The organism is Paenibacillus sp. FSL R5-0341 (genome assembly GCF_037975235.1).
Classification (GTDB): domain Bacteria; phylum Bacillota; class Bacilli; order Paenibacillales; family Paenibacillaceae; genus Paenibacillus; species Paenibacillus amylolyticus_A.
The window spans coordinates 3,137,667-3,160,397 of sequence record NZ_CP150241.1 but is presented as its reverse complement, the minus strand read 5'-3'; the positions used below and the strand labels follow the sequence as shown (position 1 = coordinate 3,160,397).

The window sequence follows — 22,731 nt, the reverse complement described above, 5'->3', positions numbered from 1 at the left end:
GGTGTTGTCCGAATAATCATTATTTTCTTTGGAATCGGTATTACTGTTATGCTTTTTGTCGTTCTTCTGCCCATTTGATTGTTATTATTTACTGTATATTAACAATCAATGCTTTGCCTTTCCACTTGCAACATTTTCCTCCATCATTTTTTTCCAACCAGTAAAAGTCCTCTTAGTACTTACCCTTTAGGTAAGCTTTACGAAACCCAATATTACATTGTGAATCTGAAAAAAGGTACATTTACTTTAAAACGTATTATTTAAAATTTAAAACTCAAAAAAAGCCGCGATTTCCGCGACTTTTTGTTATACAGTTTTTTATCATCCATTAATTTGCTCTGGTTGTCAATACAATCTCGAACTTCGAACCAGCTTCACCCGCGAACACAATGGTTCCGTTCTCAGGCAATACAATTTCGTTTTGTCCACTGACCACTGTATGATTAATGCCTACACCCGCTTGGTTGTATACAGCAAATGCGCTGTTTGCAGACATCTTGACGGTCATTTCTTTACCTGCAGCTGATGCCGGAATCGAGTACCATGTGGCATGACCATTCGCCTGAATCGTAGTCTTCGATTGTTTTCCCGCATAGATCGGTTTGATGATGTCTTGAGCAGCATAAACGTTGCCTCCAGCTGTAACATATTCCACGCCATTTTCCTCATAGAAATTAAACTCCATCGTGTCACGGCCCGCTAATCCAGGAATTTGCAATTGGTTCACGGCTTGGTTAGCTCCAACAATTTTATTGGTGTAGATATAACCAGGCAGCTCATTAAAAGTATGAATGGGAATCATCGGCATCGCTGCGTTGTACAGTGTTGATGTATATTTTTCATTGACCAACACGTAGGCTTTGCCTTCCCGTTTCTGCCATGCGGCCTTTACTTCTGCAGACAATTCATTGGTCTCAAGCTTTTCTGCTTTATATTCCGACGAAGCAACTTGTCCAAGTCCAGGAATAGACTGATACAAGCGAGACCACAAATATGTGTTCCCATTGACTTCCTGAACGAACTTCAGCTTTTCCGTAGCCGCATCATTAACAAATGAGCCATCATTGGTGTACGTATAGGTCTGATCAGGACTGTTAGGAGAGGACAGATTAGATAGCGTTAATTGCCCATCATCTTTTACGTCCATCTTCATTAACATGTTTGCCCCACCAACGTATATGCCAGTGTGCTGTGTAAGTTCCTTCGGCATGGTTGTTTTCACCGGTGCATCATAAGACTTCTCCGGCTTACGCTCTGGAATGATATTTTTCTCCTCAAGCGCGCCAAGCAACAGCTCAGTTGCCAGCAATTGATCCGTTGAGCTATGACCACCCGAAGAGGTTACCGCAGCAGCCATATTATATTCCGGTAACACAATCAAGGAGGAATGATAGGTTATTGTATTGCCGCCTTTGCTTACTGCCTGGATGCCGTAATCATTAAAAGGAAACAGGTTCACGCTATCCCAGCCCAGGCCGTAACCAATAGACGAATCGCCTTCTTCCGGCCACATACCTCTCTTGTATTCTTCTTGCTCCATGGCCTCTACGGATTCCTCCGAAAGAACACCTTTAACCTCACCTGTAAAGATTTTCGAGAACTGAACCAGATCTTCAGCAGTGGAATAGATGCCTCCCGAGGCAATCATATTTGTAGTCTCTAATGGGAGTTGCTCCTCATGCAAAGGGGCATATGTTGCTGCCATCTGGCTAAGGTCCACAATATCCTGCGGTGTTTTGGTATGCGCCATACCAAGAGGTTCGGTTATGTACCGGTGCATGAAAGTTGTGAAGCTCATGTCACTAACCCGCTCAACCAGAATCTCAGCTAATGTAAAACCGTCATTACTATACACCGAGTATGCGCCAGGATCGGCCTTCAAATGTTGCGTCGCCAATTGTTCCAGTAACGTATCATGCGCGTAGGTATCATTATCTCCAAACAGTATTGCACTGTTACTTGACGTTCCGAGAAGTCCGGATGAATGATTCAGTAACATGCGTGGTGTAATCTGTTGGTAACGCTTGTCTTTCATTTTAAAGTCTGGAATATACTTCACGACAGGCTCATCAAGATCGATCTTGCCCTGATCAACGAGCTTCATTACGGCGGTGGTGAGCACCATTTTACTGGTTGAACCAATGCCATACATGGTATCTGAAGAAAGCGGGATGTTGTTTTTCAGATCATTTTTGCCTGCCTGACCGGAGATCACAATCTCGCCATCATCCATCAGCGCGTACTGCACACTTGTCGTAGCGTATGATTCAGTGAGTACCTTGGCCTTTGCACTTACTGCTTTTTTAGTTAGGTCATACGTAGGGCTACTACCGTTACTGGTAGCGGGTGTGGCCATGGCCGACATTGGGGACATCATTGCAAACACCAAAGTTATGGCGGCGATAGAAGTTCGTTTCTTTCGTGTCAATCTCATCTTCTCCTGTCTAGTCTATGGATTAGGAATCTCTGTGTTCGTACTCCCGTAGTGTAACCGAAGAAGATGAACTGTCTGTGGCTTGAATATGAATCGAGTATGAACCAAGCAGGACCAACCCAAATAGGTTGTACACACGGTAAAAATCGCTTTAGTCCAGCTTTTTTTGTTTGCAAATTAAACTTTTGCTATAATGGTATATCAATCAATGGAGTGCCAATAACATGGCTAAGTACATAAATAAATGCAGTCCATAATTCAGCATGAGTAATGGAGTTGAAGCAATGCTAAAAGTTAATCGGAATGACCAACGCCCGATCTGGCAGCAACTTTTGGATCAAGCGATTCATAATATCACAACCGGGAAATGGCAACCAGGCGAATTGCTACTCCCCTCACGCGAACTTGCTCAATTAATTGGTGTTTCACGCTCAACCATACAGATTGTGTACGAGGAATTATTCAGTCGAGGGTATACGGTAACCTCCCGACGAGCCGGGACAAGAGTTAGTGATTGGACATATGCACCTCGTTCATCAGAAGACGTCACGATGCAAGGGCCTATTCCGCCCGAACTGCCTACACTAAACGAATCGATTGGTCATCTGCATAGTTGGTTTGGCAATAGAGACAATCGCAAAATAGAAATTGATTTTAATCCCCACGAGCCTTATCTGGATGAAAGTTTCACAAAAGCCTGGAGGCAATCCTTTTTACAAGCTTCCACTGAACCTAATCTGGATCTTTGGGCTTATGGTGATGCCAGAGGGTTACTGGCGTTAAGAGGACAGATTCAGCGTTATTTGTCACTTGAACGAGGCATTCATATCGATGTTAATCAAATCTTGTTAACCTCAGGTGCACAACATAGTATTGATTTAATTGCCCAGGCACTCTTAAGTGAGGGAGACAGAGTTTCCGTAGAAGATCCCGGCTTCCCTGCCGCTTGGATGGCGATGAAATACCGAGGGATGCAAGTCGACCCCGTTCCGGTTGATGAGTATGGATTATGTGTAGATCGTATTCACCCACAGACAAAACTCGTATTTGTCACACCTTCTCATCAATGCGCCGTTGGTGTTATTATGTCGGAGCCACGCAGGCAACAATTGATGCACTTGGCAGCTCATCATCGATATTGGATTGTTGAGGATGACTACGATAGCGAATTTAGGTACCGTGGAGATCCGCTTCCGACTATATTTAGTCAGCAACCTCAGAATACGCTTTATATGATGAGTTTTTCCAAAATGGTTGCACCAGGCATTCGACTATCCGCTATCATTGGCCTCAAAATAGCCATCGATCGCCTTACCCAAGTACACGAACTAACGTATCGTCATCTGCCGATTATGGAACAATTAACGCTTACTCACTTTATTGAACGTGGTCATTTCATGCGCCATATGAGAAGAGTTCGGAACATATATCGACGCAGACACGAAGTCATGACCAAAGCCATTGTTGCTTCTGGGCTAGGCTCACGATTTACATTAAGTGGTGTGGAAACGGGATTACATATGCTTCTAGAATCTGAAACGTCATTTGACGAAGAAGCGCTGACGAATGCTGCCCTTGATCAAGGTGTACGCGTGTATCCGCTTAGCAGATATTGCTTGGAGAGTCATCGAAAGGGATGGATATTAGGTTTTGCGAAAGTGGATGAGGATCAGATTGAGGAAGGCATATATCGGCTTGCAAAGATTGTATTATGATGGAGAAGATGCTCTCCAATCGGATTCGAAAGGATGTTTTTTGTAATGAAAATTTTAGTGTTAGGAGCCACCGGACGGGTTGGAAGTCATTTCGTCTCTCATGCCCTACGTTCCAATCATCATGTAACCGCACTGGTTAGAAGCCCGGAAAAGGTACAAATCAACGATGACAATTTTGTTCTGCATCAAGGAAACGCTTTAGTCAAAGAGGATATTCATCACGCCATACAGGGTGTGGACCTCGTTGTTAGTTCCTTAAGTACCGACGGAACGACTATATTATCGCAATCCATGGGACATATTGTTGAGGTTATGGCTCAGGAGCGTATCAAAAGAATCATTACCATTGGTACAGCAGGAATATTGGAAAGTCGAACGGATTCTGGCTTGCTACGTTTTCAATCCCCTGAGTCCAAACGTAAGTCCACGCGAGCCGCTGAGGAGCATCTGGAGATGTACAACATTCTCAAGGCTTCAGAGTTAGAATGGACCATCGTGTGTCCTACCTACTTATTTGATGGAGAATCTCTCGGTAAATACCGGGTTGAGCGTGACTATTTGCCTGACGGCGGAACTTCTATATCTGTAATCGATACTGCGGAGTTTGCTTATCAGCAATTAATGTCTGATGACTATGTACAGTCTCGTGTAGGTATAGCCTACTAGGGCGTCTCTAAATCTCAATTAAGGTATATCTCTTCGTTCAAAAAAGTAAGTTTCAATATAAACAAGCAAATTACGAGCCTGCAATTGTTATCCATTTGGAACAATTGCAGGCTCTATTTGTGTCTGCTGTTGAGCTATTTAAGTCCTTCATATAGAGGAAATTGCGAAGTGATTTCACGGACATTACCTAATATTTGATTTTTTACATCCGAGTTCTTTGGATTTTTAAAAGCAAGCCCTATCAGCTGAGCAATTTCTTTCATTTCCCTGGCTCCAAGTCCTCTGGACGTCATAGCCGGCGTCCCAAAACGAATACCGCTCGTAACCAAAGGACTTGCCGTATCGTGAGGGATTGCATTTTTACTCGCTTATGATTATCTGTTCCTCCCGATACAAGGGTGAGTCCTTCATTCATTAAAGTTTCTTCCAATACGTTGGCGTTACTCAGAACACCTTCAATGAAAAATTAACGAGACTTCCGTGTGTTAGATAATCACCTTGGGCTTCCTCCCAACCTTACGGTTATCTATTCGTTCCAAATTGTTTTTTGGGAAATTTACTATTCATCAGTAGATGTGCCATCATTCCTGCAAACAGTCCCCAAAATGCACCACCAACACCAAGCAAAGTCACATTCGCTGCTGTCGCCAAAAACGTAATCAATGCAGTTTCACGTCCCTTAGGGTCCGTTAATGCATTGGCAAGACTGCCACCGATGGTTCCAAGTAAGGCCAATCCCGCTAATGTTGCAATAAAGGTAGCAGGAAGAATCAAAAACAGAGCAGCCAAAGTTACGCCAAAAATGCCGACAGAAATATAAAAGATTCCACAAGCAATACCTGCAATATAACGTTTGGTTGAATCCGCATGTGCATCCTTTCCTGTACAAATCGCTGCTGTAATAGCTGCCACATTAAAAGCATGTGATCCGAATGGGGCTGCAAGAAGCGAACCCAAACCTGTTACAGCCAAAATAGGATTGGCACTTGTCTTGAATCCATCATTACGCAGAACAAGCATTCCGGGCATATACTGCCCTGTCAAGGTAATAATGAACAGCGGTAGCGCAACGCCAAGTAAAGCATTTAACGAAAATGCTGGAACAACAAATACAGGCGATGCTACCGCCAATTGGATCGTACTGAAGTCTGTTTTCCCCATGCATATCAAATAAATCAAACCGATTGCCAATATGCCAACAATGGCGTAACGGGAAGTAAACCTTCTTAGCACGATATAGGCTGCAAACAGTACAATCACAAGCAAAGGATCTACCTTCGCCCCTCCAAAGGCCGAAATACCAAACTGTAGTAAAATACCTGCTAACAATCCGGAAGCGATGCCTGGGGGAATAAGTCGAACGAAACGTTCAAACATGCCTGACCAACCTAAAATAATAAATCCAACTGCTGAAATCATGTAAGCGCCAATTGCTTCCGGATAAGGGGTTACCGCTAATGCCGAAACTAGAAACGCCACACCTGGTGTAGACCAGGCTGTAATAATCGGTTCCTTATATCGATAACTGAGCCAAATTCCTGTTACTCCTACCCCAATCGAGATGGACCAAATCCAGGACGCGGTCATTTCCGGGCTTAAACCAGCCACTTTTGCAGCTTGAAAAACAAGGATAAACGTACCCCCGTAATTAACAATTACGGATATTAAAGCGGCGATCACCGGCGATATCAAATCACGGCCATGTAACGAAGGGGATGCTGTCTTCATATTTAACACTACCTTTCACTTAATCATCGATGCGTGTGTTTTTCATTACAGTAATATTCGTCTGGTAAATACCGTGTCCGATAAAATGACATTCCACCTGTTCGTGTTGCTGCATAAGTGGAAATTTGTCCCGAAGTTCCTGAGCTTTGTTTTCTCCGAATAGAACCTCACCTGCTTGAATCGCTACCTCTAGTTTCTCAAGCGGTACCGTTTTGGTCGCGAGCAGCAACTGAATTTCCTCTATGTTGCGACCGGAAGCCTGGCAGGCCAGTGCCATTTGCTGTCTTACAGATTGAAGATTTTCTTCTACCAGATGCCGCATGTCAGCCACCTTCTTTCTATTCCGCACAGGAATGGATAATTGAGATTAGCTCCTCCTTATGTATTGTGAAGACTGTGTAGAACGTCATGCTAGTGTATCAACAAATGGATTGGTTATACATATCCAAAAATACTCTTTTGAAGCAATCCAAAACCACAAAACGGACTACAATTCAATTGGGTACCTTTCTGTTGCTATTAAAAGCCAGTAATCTGTTTGATATGATGCCCACGCACTTTGAAAATGAAAAAAAGCCGCTATATTAGCGGCTTGGTTTAATTCTAAGTTTATTTCCAAAACGAAAAAGAGTGTTTTATGATGATTTACTCATTCACATTTTCCTTGGTTACCAACTTCAATTCAGCGGGAATCGATGACTCCACCTGCTTGCCACTGAGCACATCCAGAGCTGCTTGCAGCGCCAGTTGGCCAATCAGTATAGGCTGCTGAGCGACTGTTGCTGTCAATTTACCATCCTGAATGGATTTAATTGCATCATCATTGCCATCGAATCCGATGACCGGAATGTCTTTACCTGAGCTTTGAATCGCTTCAATGGCACCAAGTGCCATCTCGTCATTATGAGCAAATACCGCCTGCACGTCTGGATTACCTTGTAGCAAGTTCTCCATGACATTCAATCCTTTGGACCGATCGAAATCAGCAGATTGCTTGGAAACTACATCGAGTTGCTTGTCAGCCACTTCGTGGAAGCCTTTACCCCGTTCTCTTGTTGCAGAAGCGCCCGGCACACCTTCCAGTTCAATAACTTTTGCTCCCTCACCCAGTTGTTCCACAAAGTATTCAGCTGCCATGCGTCCGCCTTTTACATTATCCGATGCTACTAGTGCCGCCACTTCGCCTTTATCTGCGGAGCGATCCAGCGTGATCACGGGAATACCAACACTATTGGCCGATTGAACCGCTGTGGAGATCGCTGCAGAGTCCGCAGGGTTAATCAGAAGTGCACTGACGCCTTGCTGAATGAGATCATCCACATCATTGGTTTGTTTAGCCGAATCGTTTTGCGCATCAACCACGATCACCTGTATTCCCTGTTTTTTGGCTTCAGCCATGACCCCGTCCTTCAGTGATACAAAGAATGGATTGTTCAGTGTAGATATCGACAAACCTATTTTCTTCTGTCCGTTACTTTTATTTGGATTAGGTTTCGCCCATTCCGGTGGCTCCAGAGAGCACCCGGCCAGAACGATGATCATCAGCATACTTACGAGTGTTAAAATCCACTTTTTCATATTTGCTTCTCTCCTTATGCTGTTTTCTTGCGGTCCAGCAGGACGGCAATGGCAATGACGATGCCTTTTACAACCATTTGGTAAAATGAGTTTACCTCCAGCAAGTTCAATCCATTATTCAACACGCCGATAATTAAAACACCAATCAGTGTACCAACGATACGTCCGCGTCCTCCAGCGAGGCTTGTACCGCCCAATACAACGGCAGCGATTGCATCCAGCTCGTAGGATGTACCTGCCGTTGGTTGGGCTGAATTCAAGCGCGATGTCAGAATTGCACCTGCCAAAGCAGCGAGCATTCCTGTCAGGGAGTAGATCATAATTTTCACGCGATTAACTTTGATCCCCGAGATAATGGAGGCTTTCTCATTACCACCAATAGCGTACGTTTTGCGGCCAAAAGCCGTTTTATGCAAAACAATCCACAGAATCATGAAGGTAATCAGCATCGTGATTGCAGGTACCGGAATGCCCAGCAGGTAACCGCGGCCGAACAATTGGAACAACAGATTATCTCCGAGTCCTGTAATTGGGTTACCGTTCGTGTACACCAATGTCAGTCCTCTGAATATCGTCATCGTTGCCAATGTAGCGATAAATGGAGCCATTCTGCCTTTGGTAATCATCAGTCCGTTGACCATACCCATGACACCACCGAGTGCGACACCGATAATGATGGACAAGATCGGATCCAGGCCGGACAACATCATATTCGCTACAAAAGCACTGGATAAAGCCAAGATCGAGCCGACCGAGAGATCGATTCCGCCCGTCAGGATAACAAACGTCATACCGAAGGCAATCAGCGCATTAATCGAGACTTGTCGTAATAAATTCAAGATATTAAGCGGTTCCAAGAAACTTGGATTCAACACCGATACGATGAGAATAAGAATGATTAAGCCGAGCAGCGGTCCTAATTTTTGTATTACATTTGAGAAACGGAAGCCGCTTTTGGCCGTTTTGTTTTCCTGCATTGTTGTCATATCACTGTCCCCCTGTGGCCAATGTCATAATGTGTTCTTGTGTGGCTACTTCCCTTGCAACCTCGCCACTGATGTGTCCTTCATGCACAACCGCGATCCGGTCGCTCATGCCAAGCACTTCAGGTAGCTCCGACGATACCATGATGATTGCAACACCGCGTTCTGTCAGTTCATTCATCAATTCATAGATTTCGCGCTTCGCTCCGACATCCACTCCGCGTGTGGGTTCATCCAGGATAAGTACGCTTGGACCGATACCAACCCATTTCGCGATAACCACCTTCTGCTGGTTACCCCCGGATAGATTCCTTGCCGTTGTCTCGGAGGATTGCGTTTTGATCTGTAGACGTTTGATCAATGTATCTACGAAGTCTTGTTCTTTCGAAGCTGAAATGAAACCTTTGTTTGAGAAACTGAACAGATTCGTCAACGCCATATTTTCGCGAATAGAAAAGTCTAATACCAGCCCCTCATCCTTGCGGTCTTCTGTAATAAACCCAATTCCATGTTTCACAGCATCGGCCGGTTTACGAATGTTCGCTTTTTTGCCGCGGATGAAGATTTCACCACGATCCAACGTATCCAAACCAAAGATTGTTCTCATAATCTCTGTCCGTCCAGAACCCATAAGTCCTGAGAAACCTAGGATTTCCCCCGCTCTCACATTGAAGTTGATATTCTCAAATAACCCTTTGCTGCTTGCATTCCGTACCTCCAAAACGACTTCACCATAGGAAGGATTCCGGGCAGGGTAACGCTCCGTAAGTTCCCGACCTACCATTTTCCGGACCACTTCATCAAAGCTTGTCTGCGGGATAGCTTGCGTGTCTACCGTTCTTCCATCACGCATAATCGTAATTCGGTCACAGATCGTGAAGATCTCCTCCATTCGGTGAGAAATATACACGATGGATACGCCTTCCTTCTTCAGCGAGCTGATTACGCCGAACAGCTTCTGGATTTCGCGCTCTGTGAGTGCTGCTGTTGGTTCGTCCATAATGATGACCTTGGCATCTGTCATTAGCGCTTTGGCGATCTCGATCATCTGTTGTTGCCCGACGGAGCACTCTCCCGCAGGACGTTCCAGCGGTATGTGTACAGAAAGCTTGGCGAACTGTTCTTTGGCAAGCGCTTTCATTTGTCTTGTGTTAAGCAACCCGAATGATGATGTCAGTTCCTTACCGATGAAGAGATTATCCAGCACCGTCATTTCAGGCCATACGTTCAGCTCCTGATGTATAAAGGTGATGCCCAGTTTCTCTGCTTCCTTCGGACTTGCAAAATAGTTTTCTTCTCCGTCTATGGTGATGGTCCCCTGATCACGCTGATGAAGACCAATCAGGATGTTCATCAGTGTGGATTTGCCGGCCCCATTCTCCCCCATCAGGGCATGAACCTCACCATCTTTTAGTTCAAAATCCACTCCGCTCAGTACCTGATTGGTACCGAACGCTTTATGAATGTCTTGCATCTGAATGTGCATTACGCAACCTCCTTTTTAACCGAAATGGACTCCCGATTGTAAAATGCAATTGGCATAGGGTGTGGCTTCACCTGTGCGGATAACAGCTTTCACCTGCCGTGTTAATTCTTTGAATTGTTCGTGGCTGACGGAAGCATCGATAGCTTCTACCCCGAATTTCTCTGTGATGAATTGCAGGGCTACGGGATTGCCTTCGCAAATCTCTTCGGCCACAATGACTTTCTCAATGACCATATCTTCAGCGATCACTTCCACCACTTCGCGAAAACTTGGTGTTCCCAATTTAAGGGCCAGATCAATTTTGAGTACCCCGTCCGGTACCGGCAGACCTGCATCCGCAATCGCAATCATGTCCGTATGGCCCAGATCAGACAAAATCTTGGAAATGTGACTATTCAGCATGCCATTTCTTTTCATTACAAGCTCTCCTCTACTTCATCACGCGTTGGCATGCCGCCCTGCGCTCCGAACTTGGTGACGGACAACGATGCAGCACGATTGGCGAAGCGTATGCTCTCTTGCAACGGTTTGCCTTCAGCCAAAGCAACTGCAAATGCGGCGTTGAACGTGTCCCCTGCCCCAGTGGTATCCACTGCGTCAACCTTGTAAGTTTGGACCAGAATTTCCTCTGCCCCATCAAAATAACGAACGCCTTTACTGCCTTCCGTGATGAACAATTTGTTAGGATATTGACGTAATGCCTCTGCCGGACTCATGCCCTGAAACAAAATCTCGGCTTCATGCTCGTTCGGCGTGATATATGCGGCATTGTCGATCACTTCTTGCGGCAATGTTCTCGCTGGAGCAGGATTGAGCAGTAAAGGTGTTCCGAATTCAGCACATCGTGCACTCACATGAACAACCGTTTCCTCCGGAATTTCCTGCTGAATTAGTACGATATCTGCATTGCGGATCACTTCCGCTGCTTCATCGACATATGCAGGAGTGACTTCGCGATTCGCCGCTTCAACCACTACGATACTATTATCACCTTCCGCCAGAATGATATGAGCCGTTCCACTTTCTAAATGTGTAACCGGTTTCACATTTTGCGTATTTACAGCATTTGCTCTAAAGTTCTCTAAAATATCTTTGCCAAAAGCATCGTCGCCTACCCGGCCGATCATCGCAACCTTGGCACCCAATCGTGCAGCGGCGACAGCCTGATTGGCTCCTTTGCCACCAGGAACCGTTTTGAAGCTATCGCCAAGAACGGTTTCACCCGCTCCCGGCCGTCTTGCAGAAGTAACAACCAGATCCATCGAACTGCTTCCAATTACGCATATTTTAGCCATCTGATCACACCTTTCTCGTTGTGCCCCGTTCGATGAAGCTGACGGGCAACTGTATGTTTTTGTTCTCTATTGCAGCTTGTTCCACAAGCTGGATAAGTAATCCCGCTGCTTCTCTTCCCATCTCGTATGCTGGCTGACGGATGGTGGATAGTGCCGGTGACAGCAGGCTGCTCATCGGAATATCATCGAAACCAATCACTTGTACGTCATCAGGAACCTTTCTTCCGATTCGTGTTGCCTCATGCAGTACGGCCATAGCTGCGATGTCATTACTGGCAATAACTCCGTCTGTGTCAGCATATTTCCTGAATAATTCTTCAGCCCATACCCCTGCCTCGTTAATCGAAAACGAGGTCGTCTGAATGACGTGATAGTCTAGCCCTGCATCACGGATGATTTCAATCGCGCCTTCGAAGCGATCCTGCGCAGGTCTGATCTGTGACGGTCCTTGCATAACCGTGATCCGACGACTGCCGCGGTTGATGATCTCCCTTGCAGCTAGTCTTCCACCTTCCCTGCCATCCGCATACACGGATGGACGATCCAGTGAAGTTCTGTCCAGAAACACGACAGGAATCTTCAGTTTTTCATATATTGAAGAATGAGGGTAGTTCGTTGAAGAGATCACACCCACCACGTTGTTCTGGATAAACGTCTGGATGTAATCTTGCTCCTTCTGTTCATCCTCATCACTATTTCCGAATATTAGTCTATAATCCTGCTCCTGCATCCGGTCCTCTACGCCGCGGGCCAACTGCGGGAAGTAAGGGTTGGTAATATCCGGTAACAACAGGCCAATCAGTTTGGACTTGCGCTTATATAATGAGCGAGCCACTTCATTTGGCGAAAAGTTAAGCGCCTTCACAGCATCTTCGACTTTCTTGCGTGTATCCGCATGAACATAACCTCTATCATTAATGACCCTGGATACGGTGGCTACAGATACGCCAGCCAGCTGAGCTACGTCTTTAATTGTTGTCATAAGTTGCTCTCCTCTATGTGTAACCGGTTACAGACACTAAATTATCATATTATTTTTAATTTGACAAGCGTTTTCATTCTGGAAATTTCTCCAAGTCCATTGGAGAACACACTGCAATACCTGCAAATCCAAGCCACACCGCCTGTTCGACGCTTGAAATAACATGCTGCAAAACATAGAAAATGACGAGAGCATCAGTTAACGCCCTCATCATTTCTTTAACTATTATTTTGCGTATGTCATTATGCTTACAGTGGTCTTGCTTCGATGATGATATATTGTGAAGTACGCTCCTGTATCAACCACTTTTCGCCCTGGCGAACATAAACATCATGATATTGAACACTATAATCCGTGAGAACTTCTTTGCCATCTTCGTCCCTAACCATCTTGATCTGAGAAAATACAACGCCTGTTGCAGTATCACCTTCCACGTTCACTACATGCTGTGCGTTCGTTGTGAAATAGCGTTTCACCAGCGCCACATGACCGTTAAACTCTTCTTGCAGCTGCTTGGTTCCGGTTACTTCGGACATCAGTTGATCACCAAAATATACTTTGAATCTTGTATCCGGTGTGAATAAGAGCATCTGATCTGCAATTCTTTTGGCATCGGTTAATGTAGCATACGAGTCCACCAAATCTCTCAATTCGGATTTTGCTTGTAAAATTTCCAGTGACATATCATTGTCCTCCTTGATGTATCGTCTGAGCCATAGCATTTTGTAATCCAACATTTGTTGAATAAGTATGACTTATTGATTATTATAAGGAGTACAAAAATAACTACAATCGTTAATCTGGCGCTTTTTGTTCGATATCCAACGTTCAATAACAAAGTGTTAGATATCTCGGGGTGGAGGTTACCAAGTGCACATTAAAATCGATCGAAGAGTGGTCAAAACGAAACAAGCGATCTTCCAGTCCTTTCTTTCTCTCATTGCCGAGAAAAATTTTGAGGACATTACAATCAACGAGATTGCTGATCGAGCTAACATTAATCGGGGAACGGTATACTTTCATTACAGTGATAAGTATGATCTGTTGAACAAGTGCATCGAAGAAAACTTAAACAAAATGATATCCGCAACCACGACAACGAATGCGAATGGTGAAACGGTTGATCTCATTCAATCCTCTTTTCTACCTGTAATCCGATATTTCGAAGAGCATCATCGTTTTTACGCTTCAATGCTCTCTAACAAAGGAATTCCTGCGTTCCGTGAACAGATGTTGGAACTCGTGACAACGCACATAAGGATTAACATCAATATGGATGGTGACAATAGCAGCTACAGCAAAGAATTCGTCACTCAATTTATGGCATCAGCCTTTGTCGGCATCATCGAATGGTGGATTATGAATGATATGCCTCAGTCATCGGAAGATGTGGCGGAACAATTATGGGGGCTTCTAAAAAGAAACCAAGTTATAAACTAGGTCGTGCCTGAAACTTCGAAGGAAACAGTTTTGAAATGCGCCCTAGAATACTAAGCTTATGTTACGCAAATAATTCGTATCTCTTACTGTTTCATGAAAAAAAAACGTCACTTGAGAGTAACGTTATTTTTCCTTCATTTCATTTTGCTTGGATCAGCTACCGTACACTTCAAATGCACGATGTCCTGCCTTAACTCCCTGCGGTAACCCATTGTATACAATTCTTACATACCTGCCCTTTGCTTCAAAATGATCCATCCGTGTCTGTTCATGTGATGTCTGCCCCGTCTGGTTAACGACCACACGCCATTCGATTGCATCGCTTGAAACCTGAATCACGTATAGGAAGTTACCTTGCTCGTGAAATCTTACTTTGCTTCCTATGATGGAACGTTCCTCTAACAAATCCACCTGCCACCAGTGGCCTGGATGATCGTCTTGTGCCTGCCAGTAGGTCTCATCGACACCATCGTTTCCATACGTGGCATCATTGCCATCGTTCATGCTATCGCTTGATGCGAACTTCCCGCAGGCAAGCTCATGCTCCGAAGTGCATAAATCAGCAGTTCCTGTCAGGGCAGGCTGATCATTCTTCTCAAGCAATTGGCGAAGCTCTTTCAACTCCATCGATACTTTGGGGGCAAAAGAATCTGAGGACATATAGTCGATTAAGCTTCTGCGAAGCTGCGCTGCGACAGGTCGACTGTCCATATCATTCTCGATATCGATTCCGCAGATGATCAGCTTTCCATTTCCAACGGTATATTCCGCAAGATTCATCAGTTTTCGGTTATGAACAAAGTTGGGGATGACCTGAACAATCGGGTTAAATGCAATATCATCGTTCACCACAAGAGTTACGGATCGCTCCAGCAGGTCCTTCCATGGATATTCCGCGTACTTCCTTGTCGGGAAGTCGCTCAAGGCCGGATGTTCAGCATCAACCATAATGCCACATGGAGCTTCAGTTGCAAAATGTGCCGGACTCCAAAACACCGGATAGAACTTCCCTGGGGTCGTATTTCTTAAGTCCCTATCTTTGGCCAGAAATAAAACGGTCCCTCCCTCTTCAAGGGTCTGCTCCATTCCTTTGTCCAGACTTCGTTTTACCACTATGCCCTGAGGAAGTTCCTGATCCTCTACGCAGCATTCGTATACCCAGATCGGCCATTCATTTCGTATTTCGCTACCTTCCAGTTCCAAAGATATCGTCAGTCTATCGCTCTTCTGTATTCGATGTGGCGCGTCTGATACCAAGCGACCTAACGGTTGACCTGATCCAAGAGGAATCGTATCTGTAAGCAGAGAACCTGAATCGAGTATGCGGCCCTGCCCATCTGCAATTGTCCACTGAATGAAGGACGGCTGAAGTTCCTTTACTCCAAAATGAGCAATGTTGATCTCTGCCACATACAGCTCTGTATTCGTATAGATCCGTTTCGGCATGCGAAGCAGCAGTACCGTTGGCCCGCAAAACTCTCGGAATTGTTGAGGTTCGATTAAGCCCTTTGATTCCCAAAATGCATTAAGCAGACCCACAGTTGCGGTGCTCTGACCAGGGAAATCATGCAAATCCAGCAACTGAAATCCTCCAAGACTCGGCGTGCGCAGTGCAGCTTCGATCTCATCGCGATATAGTTGCAGCGCCAACATGCCTGAACCGTGGACGAATGAACGAAGGTTACCAAGCAAGCCTCTTTTCTTCATATCTGCTTGGATGACCTCCAGATTAACCGGACGCAATGCACCGCTATACTTCTCCATCTCTTGTACATCCGGGTAGACAGCATACTGTCCCACTTCATGTGAAATAACAGGTACAGGTCGATTGGCTACGGCGTCTCGGAAGTCTAGCTGCGTGGACAACGCTAATTCTTCCGGGAAATATTGCCCGCGAACACCAATGCCATCAACCGATTGGGCTATAAACAGATCATCTGCTGCATCAAGCTGCCGATCCCAGTTCGTGGTGAGCGTGTATAAACGTCTGTCATCGAACGATTTCAAGTCTTCTACCATCCAGTGCAACAGGTCGAAGTCACCATTCAATTCATTGCCATTACTGTAGATACAAAAGGAAGGATGATTCCCGTAGACATGAGCAATTCGTCGAGCCTCCTGAGGCAAGTATGTGTAGTGCTCTGGGTGCGCCCCAACTGCCATATTCCACGTATCCATCCACATGGGAGACTCGACTTGCAGGTAGACCCCCAATTGATCAGCTGCTTCGAATGCTGCTTCAGGTGGGCACCAGGAGTGAAAACGGATATGGTTCAATCCATAGTTCTTAGCTGCCTGAAACAGCTTGAGCCAAGATTCAATGTCCATCGGCGGATGACCTGTATGTGGGAAGATACAACACTCCAAGGTTCCTCGCAAAAAGATAGGCCTTCCATTCATCTGCAATTCTCTGTCCTTGCGATGAAAATATCGCATGCCAAATGTCTGATTTTCTGCAATGTGAATCGGTCTGTATTTTTCCAATAATACATTTGCTTCTATTCTCAACTCATAGATATTGGGATTGAATTCATCCCATAACAAGGGGTTTTCACCCATATCCACTTTCCATTCAAAGTTTTCAGAGGATGCGGCGGAGACAAGGATGCTTTTATCTATGTCAGGAATCGCATTCGGTGCTACGCCATGTTTGATATGCGCGGATATTCGCAACTTGGCATGAGCTTCAGTATCGGTTTTATTATGGCATGTGCCCTTCACTACAACGGAACGCAGATCCGGCTCTGGGAAGACCTGTATATTATTGATCCAGAATGGCTCTGAAATATGTAGCTCCATCCGGCCTATAATTCCATTCCAGATCGTCTGCGTCTCTTCTGTATAAGCGCTCGAATGACTACCCAGATTCTGAACATCCCGATTATCAATCCGAAGGGTGAACCGGTTGACCTTTCCAGGTTGAATGAATGTACTCACGTCATATTCATGAGCAACCGATAAACTATCTTGCTGCCCGGCAAGTTGACCGTTCACCCATAAGGTGGATTGAAACATGATCCGCTCAAGATATATGACAAACCGTTGTTCAGCCCATTCAGCAGGCACATGGATTTCATATTCGTACCATGCTGATCCAATGTAGGAATGCCGCTGCCGCAGAGAACGGACCGTATCCCGATCCATCTCATCGCCCCATTCCGTTTTGTCTCCAATGCCGTTTACTGTCAGCGTGCCAGGGAGTGTTACCAGATGCTTTGATTGGGAAACGAACGACTCGTGCCATCGTTCGGTTTCGCCGATATCCTGGGGATCCAGTACGTATTTCCACTCCCCCGCAAGTTGAACTATTCTCTTGTTATGCTGCTGATCTGACATGCGGTTCACCTCTTATTTCCACTAATATAGAACGCTTTCATTCCAAGTGATTCTCGTATATTATTTTAGAATAAGTATTGTAGCGAAAGGAATGAAGATATGGCTAACAAACCAGACGATCCTGCTATATTTGAAACAAAAAAACAATACACACATCCTCCTGGTATTCTGGTGTCCGACCACTATATTCAACCCTATGGTTACTCCTGTTATCGTGCACAAGGAACCAAGGATTGGCTAATCATATATACTTTATCGGGAAAAGGACGTATTCATAATGGAGCCAGTGGATACCTGAGCTGTACAGCAGGAACATTGACCATTGTCTCTCCTGGAACCGCACAAGACTATTTCACCGAGCAAGGACATGTATGGGATAAAATGTGGGCTCACTTCATTCCACGTCTACCTTGGATGGATTGGATACCCTCCAGCAATACAGATGGCCCGATCTTTCAACTCCATATCGATAAGGAAAGCTCCCGGAGAGCCATTGAATCGGCTTTTAGCAGAGTGATCTCCTACAGATTATACGAGGATTCCATGTTGAGGGATGAGCTGACATTGAATGCACTGGAAGAGGTCATCTTGTTGGTCGCCAGTCAGCATCAATCGAAAAAGGAACTGGATTCACGCGTTCAGGAAGTGCTAAACATTATATCTCGGCATTACATGGATCATATTCTTATCGAGGATTTGGGCAAGAGGGTGTGTTTATCCCCTTCCCGTCTGTCTCATTTGTTCAAGGAACAAGTGGGAGATTCCATCATGGAAACGTTAATGAAGTATCGCTTGAAACAAGCTGAACCATTACTTCAATATACCCTCAGGCCCATTACCGAGATTGCTCTGGCGGTTGGCTTCCATTCACCCGACTATTTCTCCCGGCAATTCTCCAACCACTTTGGAGTCTCCCCATCGAACTATCGGAAGAAATATAGGGAAGCCATATAAGCTCCAACTAAGCATAATACTATGCAATTCTAACTTGTCCGTTGGCCATGTTGAATACTGTTGCTTCAGCAATTTATTAAATGCCCTGCCCATCGCTTCCTTTATAGCCGTTTCAATTTTAGGTGTAAATGCCTCATAACTTCGTGAACACTGATTAGCCAGCCCACTTTGAAAAGTGATTAAGCTAATGAATATATCATGTAAGACCTTTGGTGTTAAAGCTTCATGCGAAGTCACATCTGTTAAAACTTCCCGCAATATATCTTCATTTAACACGGTTTCCATCAGGTCATATTTATCAAAGAAATGGTAGTAAAACGTCGCTCGATTAATGGTCGCTTTTTGCGTGATATCCTTGATCGTAATAACAATTATTGAATTAACAGATAGGAATTCTATCCCTAGTATTCCTTATCATTCTTTTATAAGTGGTAAGCAGAAAAAGCCCTACCGTTCCCGGTAAGGCTTTTCTTGATTTCCCTATCATTACAGAAGGCTTACTAGATGACATTCAGTCACCTTTTCGCCATATTACTGTTCATATTATTCACCGCTTATTTTGTAGCTCTTCCGTAAATTTCATCTGTCACAGGTTCCAACCATTCCGGTGTACCCGCAGTGATCGCAATATGTTCAAACCAACTATCTTTAGCGGCCCCATGCCAGTGTTTTACACCATCATGAGTCACAATAACATCGCCGGCTTTTAGGAATTGTGCAGGTTTTCCTTCTTCCTGATACCAACCTTCTCCACCAGTCACTAACAACAGCTGAAATCCACCACGGTGGATATGCCAGTTATTTCTGCATCCCGGTTCAAACGTTACATTCCCAACCCCCACATTCACTTTGGGATCAGCAACCAAGGATTGCAGATAACTTTGCCCTACAAAATATTGTGCATATGCTTCGTTTTTCTCTCCTACCGGGAAAATAACTCCATCTTTAACTTCTTCATGCTTAGCCACTTCGAGTACCTCCAATGAATTAATTTAACGAATTATGTTCACCATTGTTCAAAAAAAACACATAAGTGCGATATCGCACATTCGTGTATAATATAAAATAATTGTACTGCCTCTGCAAGGATCAAATGAACCTGATCTGTGCCTTATTGCGCAAGGGGACAACATTTGTGCAATTACTCTCTGGAAAGAATGGTGATTACTATCGTTTCTATCACAGATCGAAGAATACTTAAGTCTCAGGAAGCGATCAAATCCGCTTTTATCAAGCTCATGAACGAGAAACCTTTCGATACCATTACGATGCAGGATATCTCTGATCATGCTAATGTCGGCCGCAGAACGATATACCATCACTATTCGGACAAATTCGACTTGCTGGATAAATTAATCGAAGAACATATCGATGAACTAAGAAGATTGTGCAAGGAAGCATCCGATCTGGATTTTATAGAAAGCAATGTACTTTGGTTCGATTATTTTGAAATTCACTATTCATTCTTCTCAGCTATGTTACGGAGTAAAGGAGCCCCTTTTTTCCGCAGTCGCTTCCTCGCTCTCGTCATTGAAGAACTGGAAGATGAGGTGAATATAACGGAGGGAAAAAATAAAGGACTAACGAAAGAAGTTATTCTTACGTTCTTTGGTACAGCGATCGTTGGTATCGTGGAATCCTATTTCACCAATGGATTACCCCGGCAACCTCATACTGTTGCAGAACAAGTTGGGATTTTATTAGAAAGGAATCTATAACAAAGACGCTTCATGAACCGTTCCTCTTTTATAATCTAACCACCTGGGGAGCGGTTTATTAATTATCATTACAAACATTGGCGTTATGTGATATGGTTTGTGAGGATATTAGATTCGTACATACATATGTGCATGAAATGCGAGGAGAAGATCGAAAGTGATAGAGAGAAATACCCTTGAGAAACCAAGTAAGTTTAGTGATCCTATTTTTGTCATGCTCGTGGCAAGCCTGTGTTGCTTGTTATGGGGAAGTGCGTACCCGTCCATCAAACTTGGATATATCGCATTTAACATTCTGCCGGAAGATATTGCTTCCAAGTATGTATTTGCCGGATACCGTTTTACATTGGCGGGTATGCTGCTCTTGCTCCTGTCTCGCATCGTTAGAAAACAGAAACTCCAATTGTCCAGGCCTCAGTGGACAGGCCTTATCATGTTAGGTATATTGCAAACGGGTTTGCAATATATGTTTTTCTACGTTGGCGTAGCCAATACGACGGGTGTCAAAGGCTCCATTATGAATGCAACTACGACCTTTTTCAGTGTTGTTCTGGCCCATTTCATTTATAAGAATGACAAATTAAGCAGAAATAAAATCGTTGGCTGCTTGCTCGGATTCGTTGGTGTAATCATCGTAAACTTCCATACGGATCTGCTTGCTTTTTCCTTTTCATTCACAGGCGAAGGCTTCGTGATTATAGCAGCACTTGTTTTCTCCGTTACGGCCCTTTATGCAAAACGTCTCACAGCTACGATCGATGTTCTGATCATAACAGGTGTCAGCTTATTCGTCGGAGGACTGGTACTTACGCTGTTAGGTTTATCACTCGGCGGTCGGGTCACTCATTTTACTCTGGAATCCACTAGTAACTTGATCTACCTGGCTTTACTGTCATCCGTCGCATTTTGTTTGTGGAATATGCTTCTCAAGTACAACAAGGTCGGAAGAGTGTCTGTGTACAACTTCCTAATCCCTGTATTTGGCGCATTGTTATCGGCTTTATTCTTAGGTGAAACGATTCTGGAACTGAAAAATCTGGCTGCATTGCTGTTTGTGTCGGTCGGCATTTATTTAGTCAATCGTGTACGTTCTGTGCAAAGCTCTAATAACACTCCAATAAAATAGACTACGCAACCACTTCCATGGACAACAAAAAAGCCGCTAATTGGTATTATCCCCTTTTAGTAGACAAAAGAAAAAAGACATCTGTTAAGATGGACTTAATCTTGTCAAACGAAGGGGATTTTTTTCATGGCTAAAAAAGGACAAACTTTCCGGCGGTACTCCTTGGAATTGAAATTGGAGGCGGCCCGGCTGGTCAACGAGGAACATATGAGCATACGTGAAGTAGCAACACGTTTAAATATTCAAAATAAATCTCAGGTACAAGTGTGGGCAGCAAAAGCGAAACAGGGAATGAGTCTAGAACCTGCTCCATCCAAACGGGGACGCCTTAGAACCAAGTTTTCTAGTATGGAAGAAGAGATGGCCTACTTGCGGGCGGAGATTGAATACTTAAAAAAGCAGTATCCAAATCTACACAAGGAGTGACGAGTAAAGATGCCAGATTTCAAATTATAGAGGACCTACGAGCACACCATCGCCTGGTTTGGCTCTTGAAGTTAGCTGCGGTTTCCCGTTCGGGCTATTACAAGTGGAGAAAAAGCAGACAGGCGACAAGCGAACGTAGACAAAAGGATCATGAATTGGAATCGCATCTGCTTGCCATCCATCGCGTTCATCCCTACTTTGGTTACCTTCGAATGACGGTAGCTTTACGGAGAGAAGGCCTTCGGGTCAACCACAAAAAGGTGTACCGATTAATGAAACAATTAGGCATCTGCTCTGTCATTCGAAAGAAACGTCGATTCTTTGGAAAACAAGTTTCTGTGGTGAACCCGAATCGGCTAGAGCGCCAGTTTCAGGCGGATACGCCACGAACGAAGCTGGTTACCGACATTACCTATATTCGTGCTGGAGAACATTTTGTGTACCTCTCTGTCGTCCAGGATTTATACAATAACGAAATTGTAGCGTGGCATCTTTCTGAACGAAATGACCTCGCTTTGGTCCATAACACGTTGGATAGACTCTGTCAGCATGTGGATCTGAGTGGCGTAATTCTGCACTCGGACCAAGGATTTCAATATACCTCGAAGCCATTTAACCGTAAACTGAAACAACTCGGCATCCTAGGCAGTCACTCCAGGCGTGGGAATTGTTTAGATAATGCCTGTATCGAGTCGTTCTTTTCTCATTTGAAGACTGAGAAAATTTATTTGAATACAGCGGCAAACAAAGCGGAGGTTGAACAGCAAGTAAGCGAATACATATTGTTTTACAACCAAAACCGATTTCAGAAAAAACTAAACGACCGTTCCCCAGTAGAATACCGGGAAACGGCCGCAGCTTAAA

At 44.5% G+C, this 22,731-nt stretch carries 17 protein-coding genes and 3 pseudogenes; 7 read left to right on the top strand and 13 right to left on the bottom strand.

Annotation, left to right across the window (positions count from 1 at the left end; all coding sequences use genetic code 11):
- Nucleotides 1–328: 328 nt before the first annotated feature.
- Entirely contained in the window at nucleotides 329–2,434 is a 2,106-nt protein-coding gene (locus MKX75_RS14175) for a serine hydrolase domain-containing protein (protein ID WP_339170134.1), read from the bottom strand.
- A gap of 284 nt (nucleotides 2,435–2,718) precedes the next feature.
- On the opposite strand from MKX75_RS14175, the gene MKX75_RS14170 reads away from it, so the two are divergent.
- Together MKX75_RS14170 and MKX75_RS14165 are read left to right on the top strand one after the other, a co-directional pair.
- The gene (locus MKX75_RS14170) at nucleotides 2,719–4,149 is read left to right on the top strand and encodes a PLP-dependent aminotransferase family protein (protein ID WP_339170132.1); all 1,431 of its coding nucleotides are present in this window, start codon (nucleotides 2,719–2,721) and stop codon (nucleotides 4,147–4,149) included.
- 45 nt (nucleotides 4,150–4,194) lie between these two features.
- Complete coding sequence (locus MKX75_RS14165; protein ID WP_076331138.1) at nucleotides 4,195–4,815, top strand: SDR family oxidoreductase; 621 nt, start codon at nucleotides 4,195–4,197, stop codon at nucleotides 4,813–4,815.
- Nucleotides 4,816–4,949: 134 nt separating this feature from the next.
- Here the strand turns inward: MKX75_RS14165 and MKX75_RS14160 are convergent.
- The 10 genes and pseudogenes from MKX75_RS14160 to MKX75_RS14115 all read right to left on the bottom strand — a co-directional run.
- Nucleotides 4,950–5,278 (bottom strand): annotated as a pseudogene (locus tag MKX75_RS14160) (serine hydroxymethyltransferase); the annotation flags it as partial.
- Nucleotides 5,279–5,337: 59 nt separating this feature from the next.
- Complete coding sequence (locus tag MKX75_RS14155; RefSeq protein ID WP_339170129.1) at nucleotides 5,338–6,543, bottom strand: benzoate/H(+) symporter BenE family transporter; 1,206 nt, start codon at nucleotides 6,541–6,543, stop codon at nucleotides 5,338–5,340.
- Between the two features lie 55 nt (nucleotides 6,544–6,598).
- Nucleotides 6,599–6,865, bottom strand: a pseudogene (locus MKX75_RS14150) (YggS family pyridoxal phosphate-dependent enzyme); the annotation flags it as partial.
- Between the two features lie 323 nt (nucleotides 6,866–7,188).
- On the bottom strand, nucleotides 7,189–8,121 hold the full coding sequence (gene rbsB, locus MKX75_RS14145; protein WP_339170126.1) for a ribose ABC transporter substrate-binding protein RbsB: 933 nt from the start codon (nucleotides 8,119–8,121) through the stop codon (nucleotides 7,189–7,191).
- A 14-nt stretch (nucleotides 8,122–8,135) separates the two neighbouring features.
- A complete protein-coding gene (gene rbsC, locus MKX75_RS14140) occupies nucleotides 8,136–9,107 on the bottom strand; it encodes a ribose ABC transporter permease (RefSeq protein ID WP_076331134.1) in 972 nt (323 codons plus the stop codon).
- Nucleotide 9,108: 1 nt separating this feature from the next.
- Nucleotides 9,109–10,590 carry a sugar ABC transporter ATP-binding protein gene (locus MKX75_RS14135; protein ID WP_339170123.1) on the bottom strand — a complete coding sequence of 494 codons (1,482 nt, stop codon included), beginning with the start codon at nucleotides 10,588–10,590 and terminating at the stop codon, nucleotides 9,109–9,111.
- 15 nt (nucleotides 10,591–10,605) lie between these two features.
- Nucleotides 10,606–11,007: a D-ribose pyranase gene (gene rbsD / locus MKX75_RS14130; protein ID WP_339170121.1), complete on the bottom strand. Its 402-nt coding sequence runs from the start codon at nucleotides 11,005–11,007 to the stop codon at nucleotides 10,606–10,608.
- Nucleotides 11,007–11,885 (bottom strand): ribokinase, encoded by an 879-nt coding sequence (gene rbsK / locus MKX75_RS14125; RefSeq protein ID WP_062834390.1) that lies wholly within the window; start codon nucleotides 11,883–11,885, stop codon nucleotides 11,007–11,009. The genes rbsD and rbsK overlap by 1 nt, the downstream gene beginning before the upstream one ends.
- 4 nt (nucleotides 11,886–11,889) lie before the next feature.
- Nucleotides 11,890–12,867 carry a LacI family DNA-binding transcriptional regulator gene (locus MKX75_RS14120; RefSeq protein ID WP_339170120.1) on the bottom strand — a complete coding sequence of 326 codons (978 nt, stop codon included), beginning with the start codon at nucleotides 12,865–12,867 and terminating at the stop codon, nucleotides 11,890–11,892.
- Nucleotides 12,868–13,115: 248 nt separating this feature from the next.
- Complete coding sequence (locus tag MKX75_RS14115; protein WP_339170119.1) at nucleotides 13,116–13,550, bottom strand: nuclear transport factor 2 family protein; 435 nt, start codon at nucleotides 13,548–13,550, stop codon at nucleotides 13,116–13,118.
- Nucleotides 13,551–13,737: 187 nt separating this feature from the next.
- Between MKX75_RS14115 and MKX75_RS14110 the strand changes: the two genes are divergently transcribed.
- Nucleotides 13,738–14,307 carry a TetR/AcrR family transcriptional regulator gene (locus MKX75_RS14110; protein WP_062834387.1) on the top strand — a complete coding sequence of 190 codons (570 nt, stop codon included), beginning with the start codon at nucleotides 13,738–13,740 and terminating at the stop codon, nucleotides 14,305–14,307.
- Between the two features lie 153 nt (nucleotides 14,308–14,460).
- Here MKX75_RS14110 and MKX75_RS14105 read toward each other — a convergent pair whose 3' ends face one another.
- Entirely contained in the window at nucleotides 14,461–17,643 is a 3,183-nt protein-coding gene (locus MKX75_RS14105; RefSeq protein ID WP_339170117.1) for a sugar-binding domain-containing protein, read from the bottom strand.
- A gap of 99 nt (nucleotides 17,644–17,742) precedes the next feature.
- Here MKX75_RS14105 and MKX75_RS14100 point away from each other — a divergent pair, with 99 nt between their 5' ends.
- Nucleotides 17,743–18,597, top strand: a complete 855-nt coding sequence (locus MKX75_RS14100) for a helix-turn-helix domain-containing protein (RefSeq protein WP_062834385.1) — start codon at nucleotides 17,743–17,745, stop codon at nucleotides 18,595–18,597.
- Nucleotides 18,598–19,151: 554 nt separating this feature from the next.
- Here MKX75_RS14100 and MKX75_RS14095 read toward each other — a convergent pair.
- A complete protein-coding gene (locus MKX75_RS14095) occupies nucleotides 19,152–19,565 on the bottom strand; it encodes a cupin domain-containing protein (protein ID WP_062834384.1) in 414 nt (137 codons plus the stop codon).
- Between the two features lie 189 nt (nucleotides 19,566–19,754).
- Between MKX75_RS14095 and MKX75_RS14090 the strand changes: the two genes are divergently transcribed.
- From MKX75_RS14090 to MKX75_RS14080, 3 genes and pseudogenes are all read left to right on the top strand, one after another.
- Complete coding sequence (locus MKX75_RS14090) at nucleotides 19,755–20,315, top strand: TetR/AcrR family transcriptional regulator (RefSeq protein WP_145149146.1); 561 nt, start codon at nucleotides 19,755–19,757, stop codon at nucleotides 20,313–20,315.
- A gap of 157 nt (nucleotides 20,316–20,472) precedes the next feature.
- A complete protein-coding gene (locus MKX75_RS14085) occupies nucleotides 20,473–21,441 on the top strand; it encodes a DMT family transporter (RefSeq protein WP_139331853.1) in 969 nt (322 codons plus the stop codon).
- 126 nt (nucleotides 21,442–21,567) lie between these two features.
- A pseudogene (locus MKX75_RS14080) lies at nucleotides 21,568–22,730 on the top strand (IS3 family transposase).
- Nucleotide 22,731 lies beyond the last annotated feature (1 nt).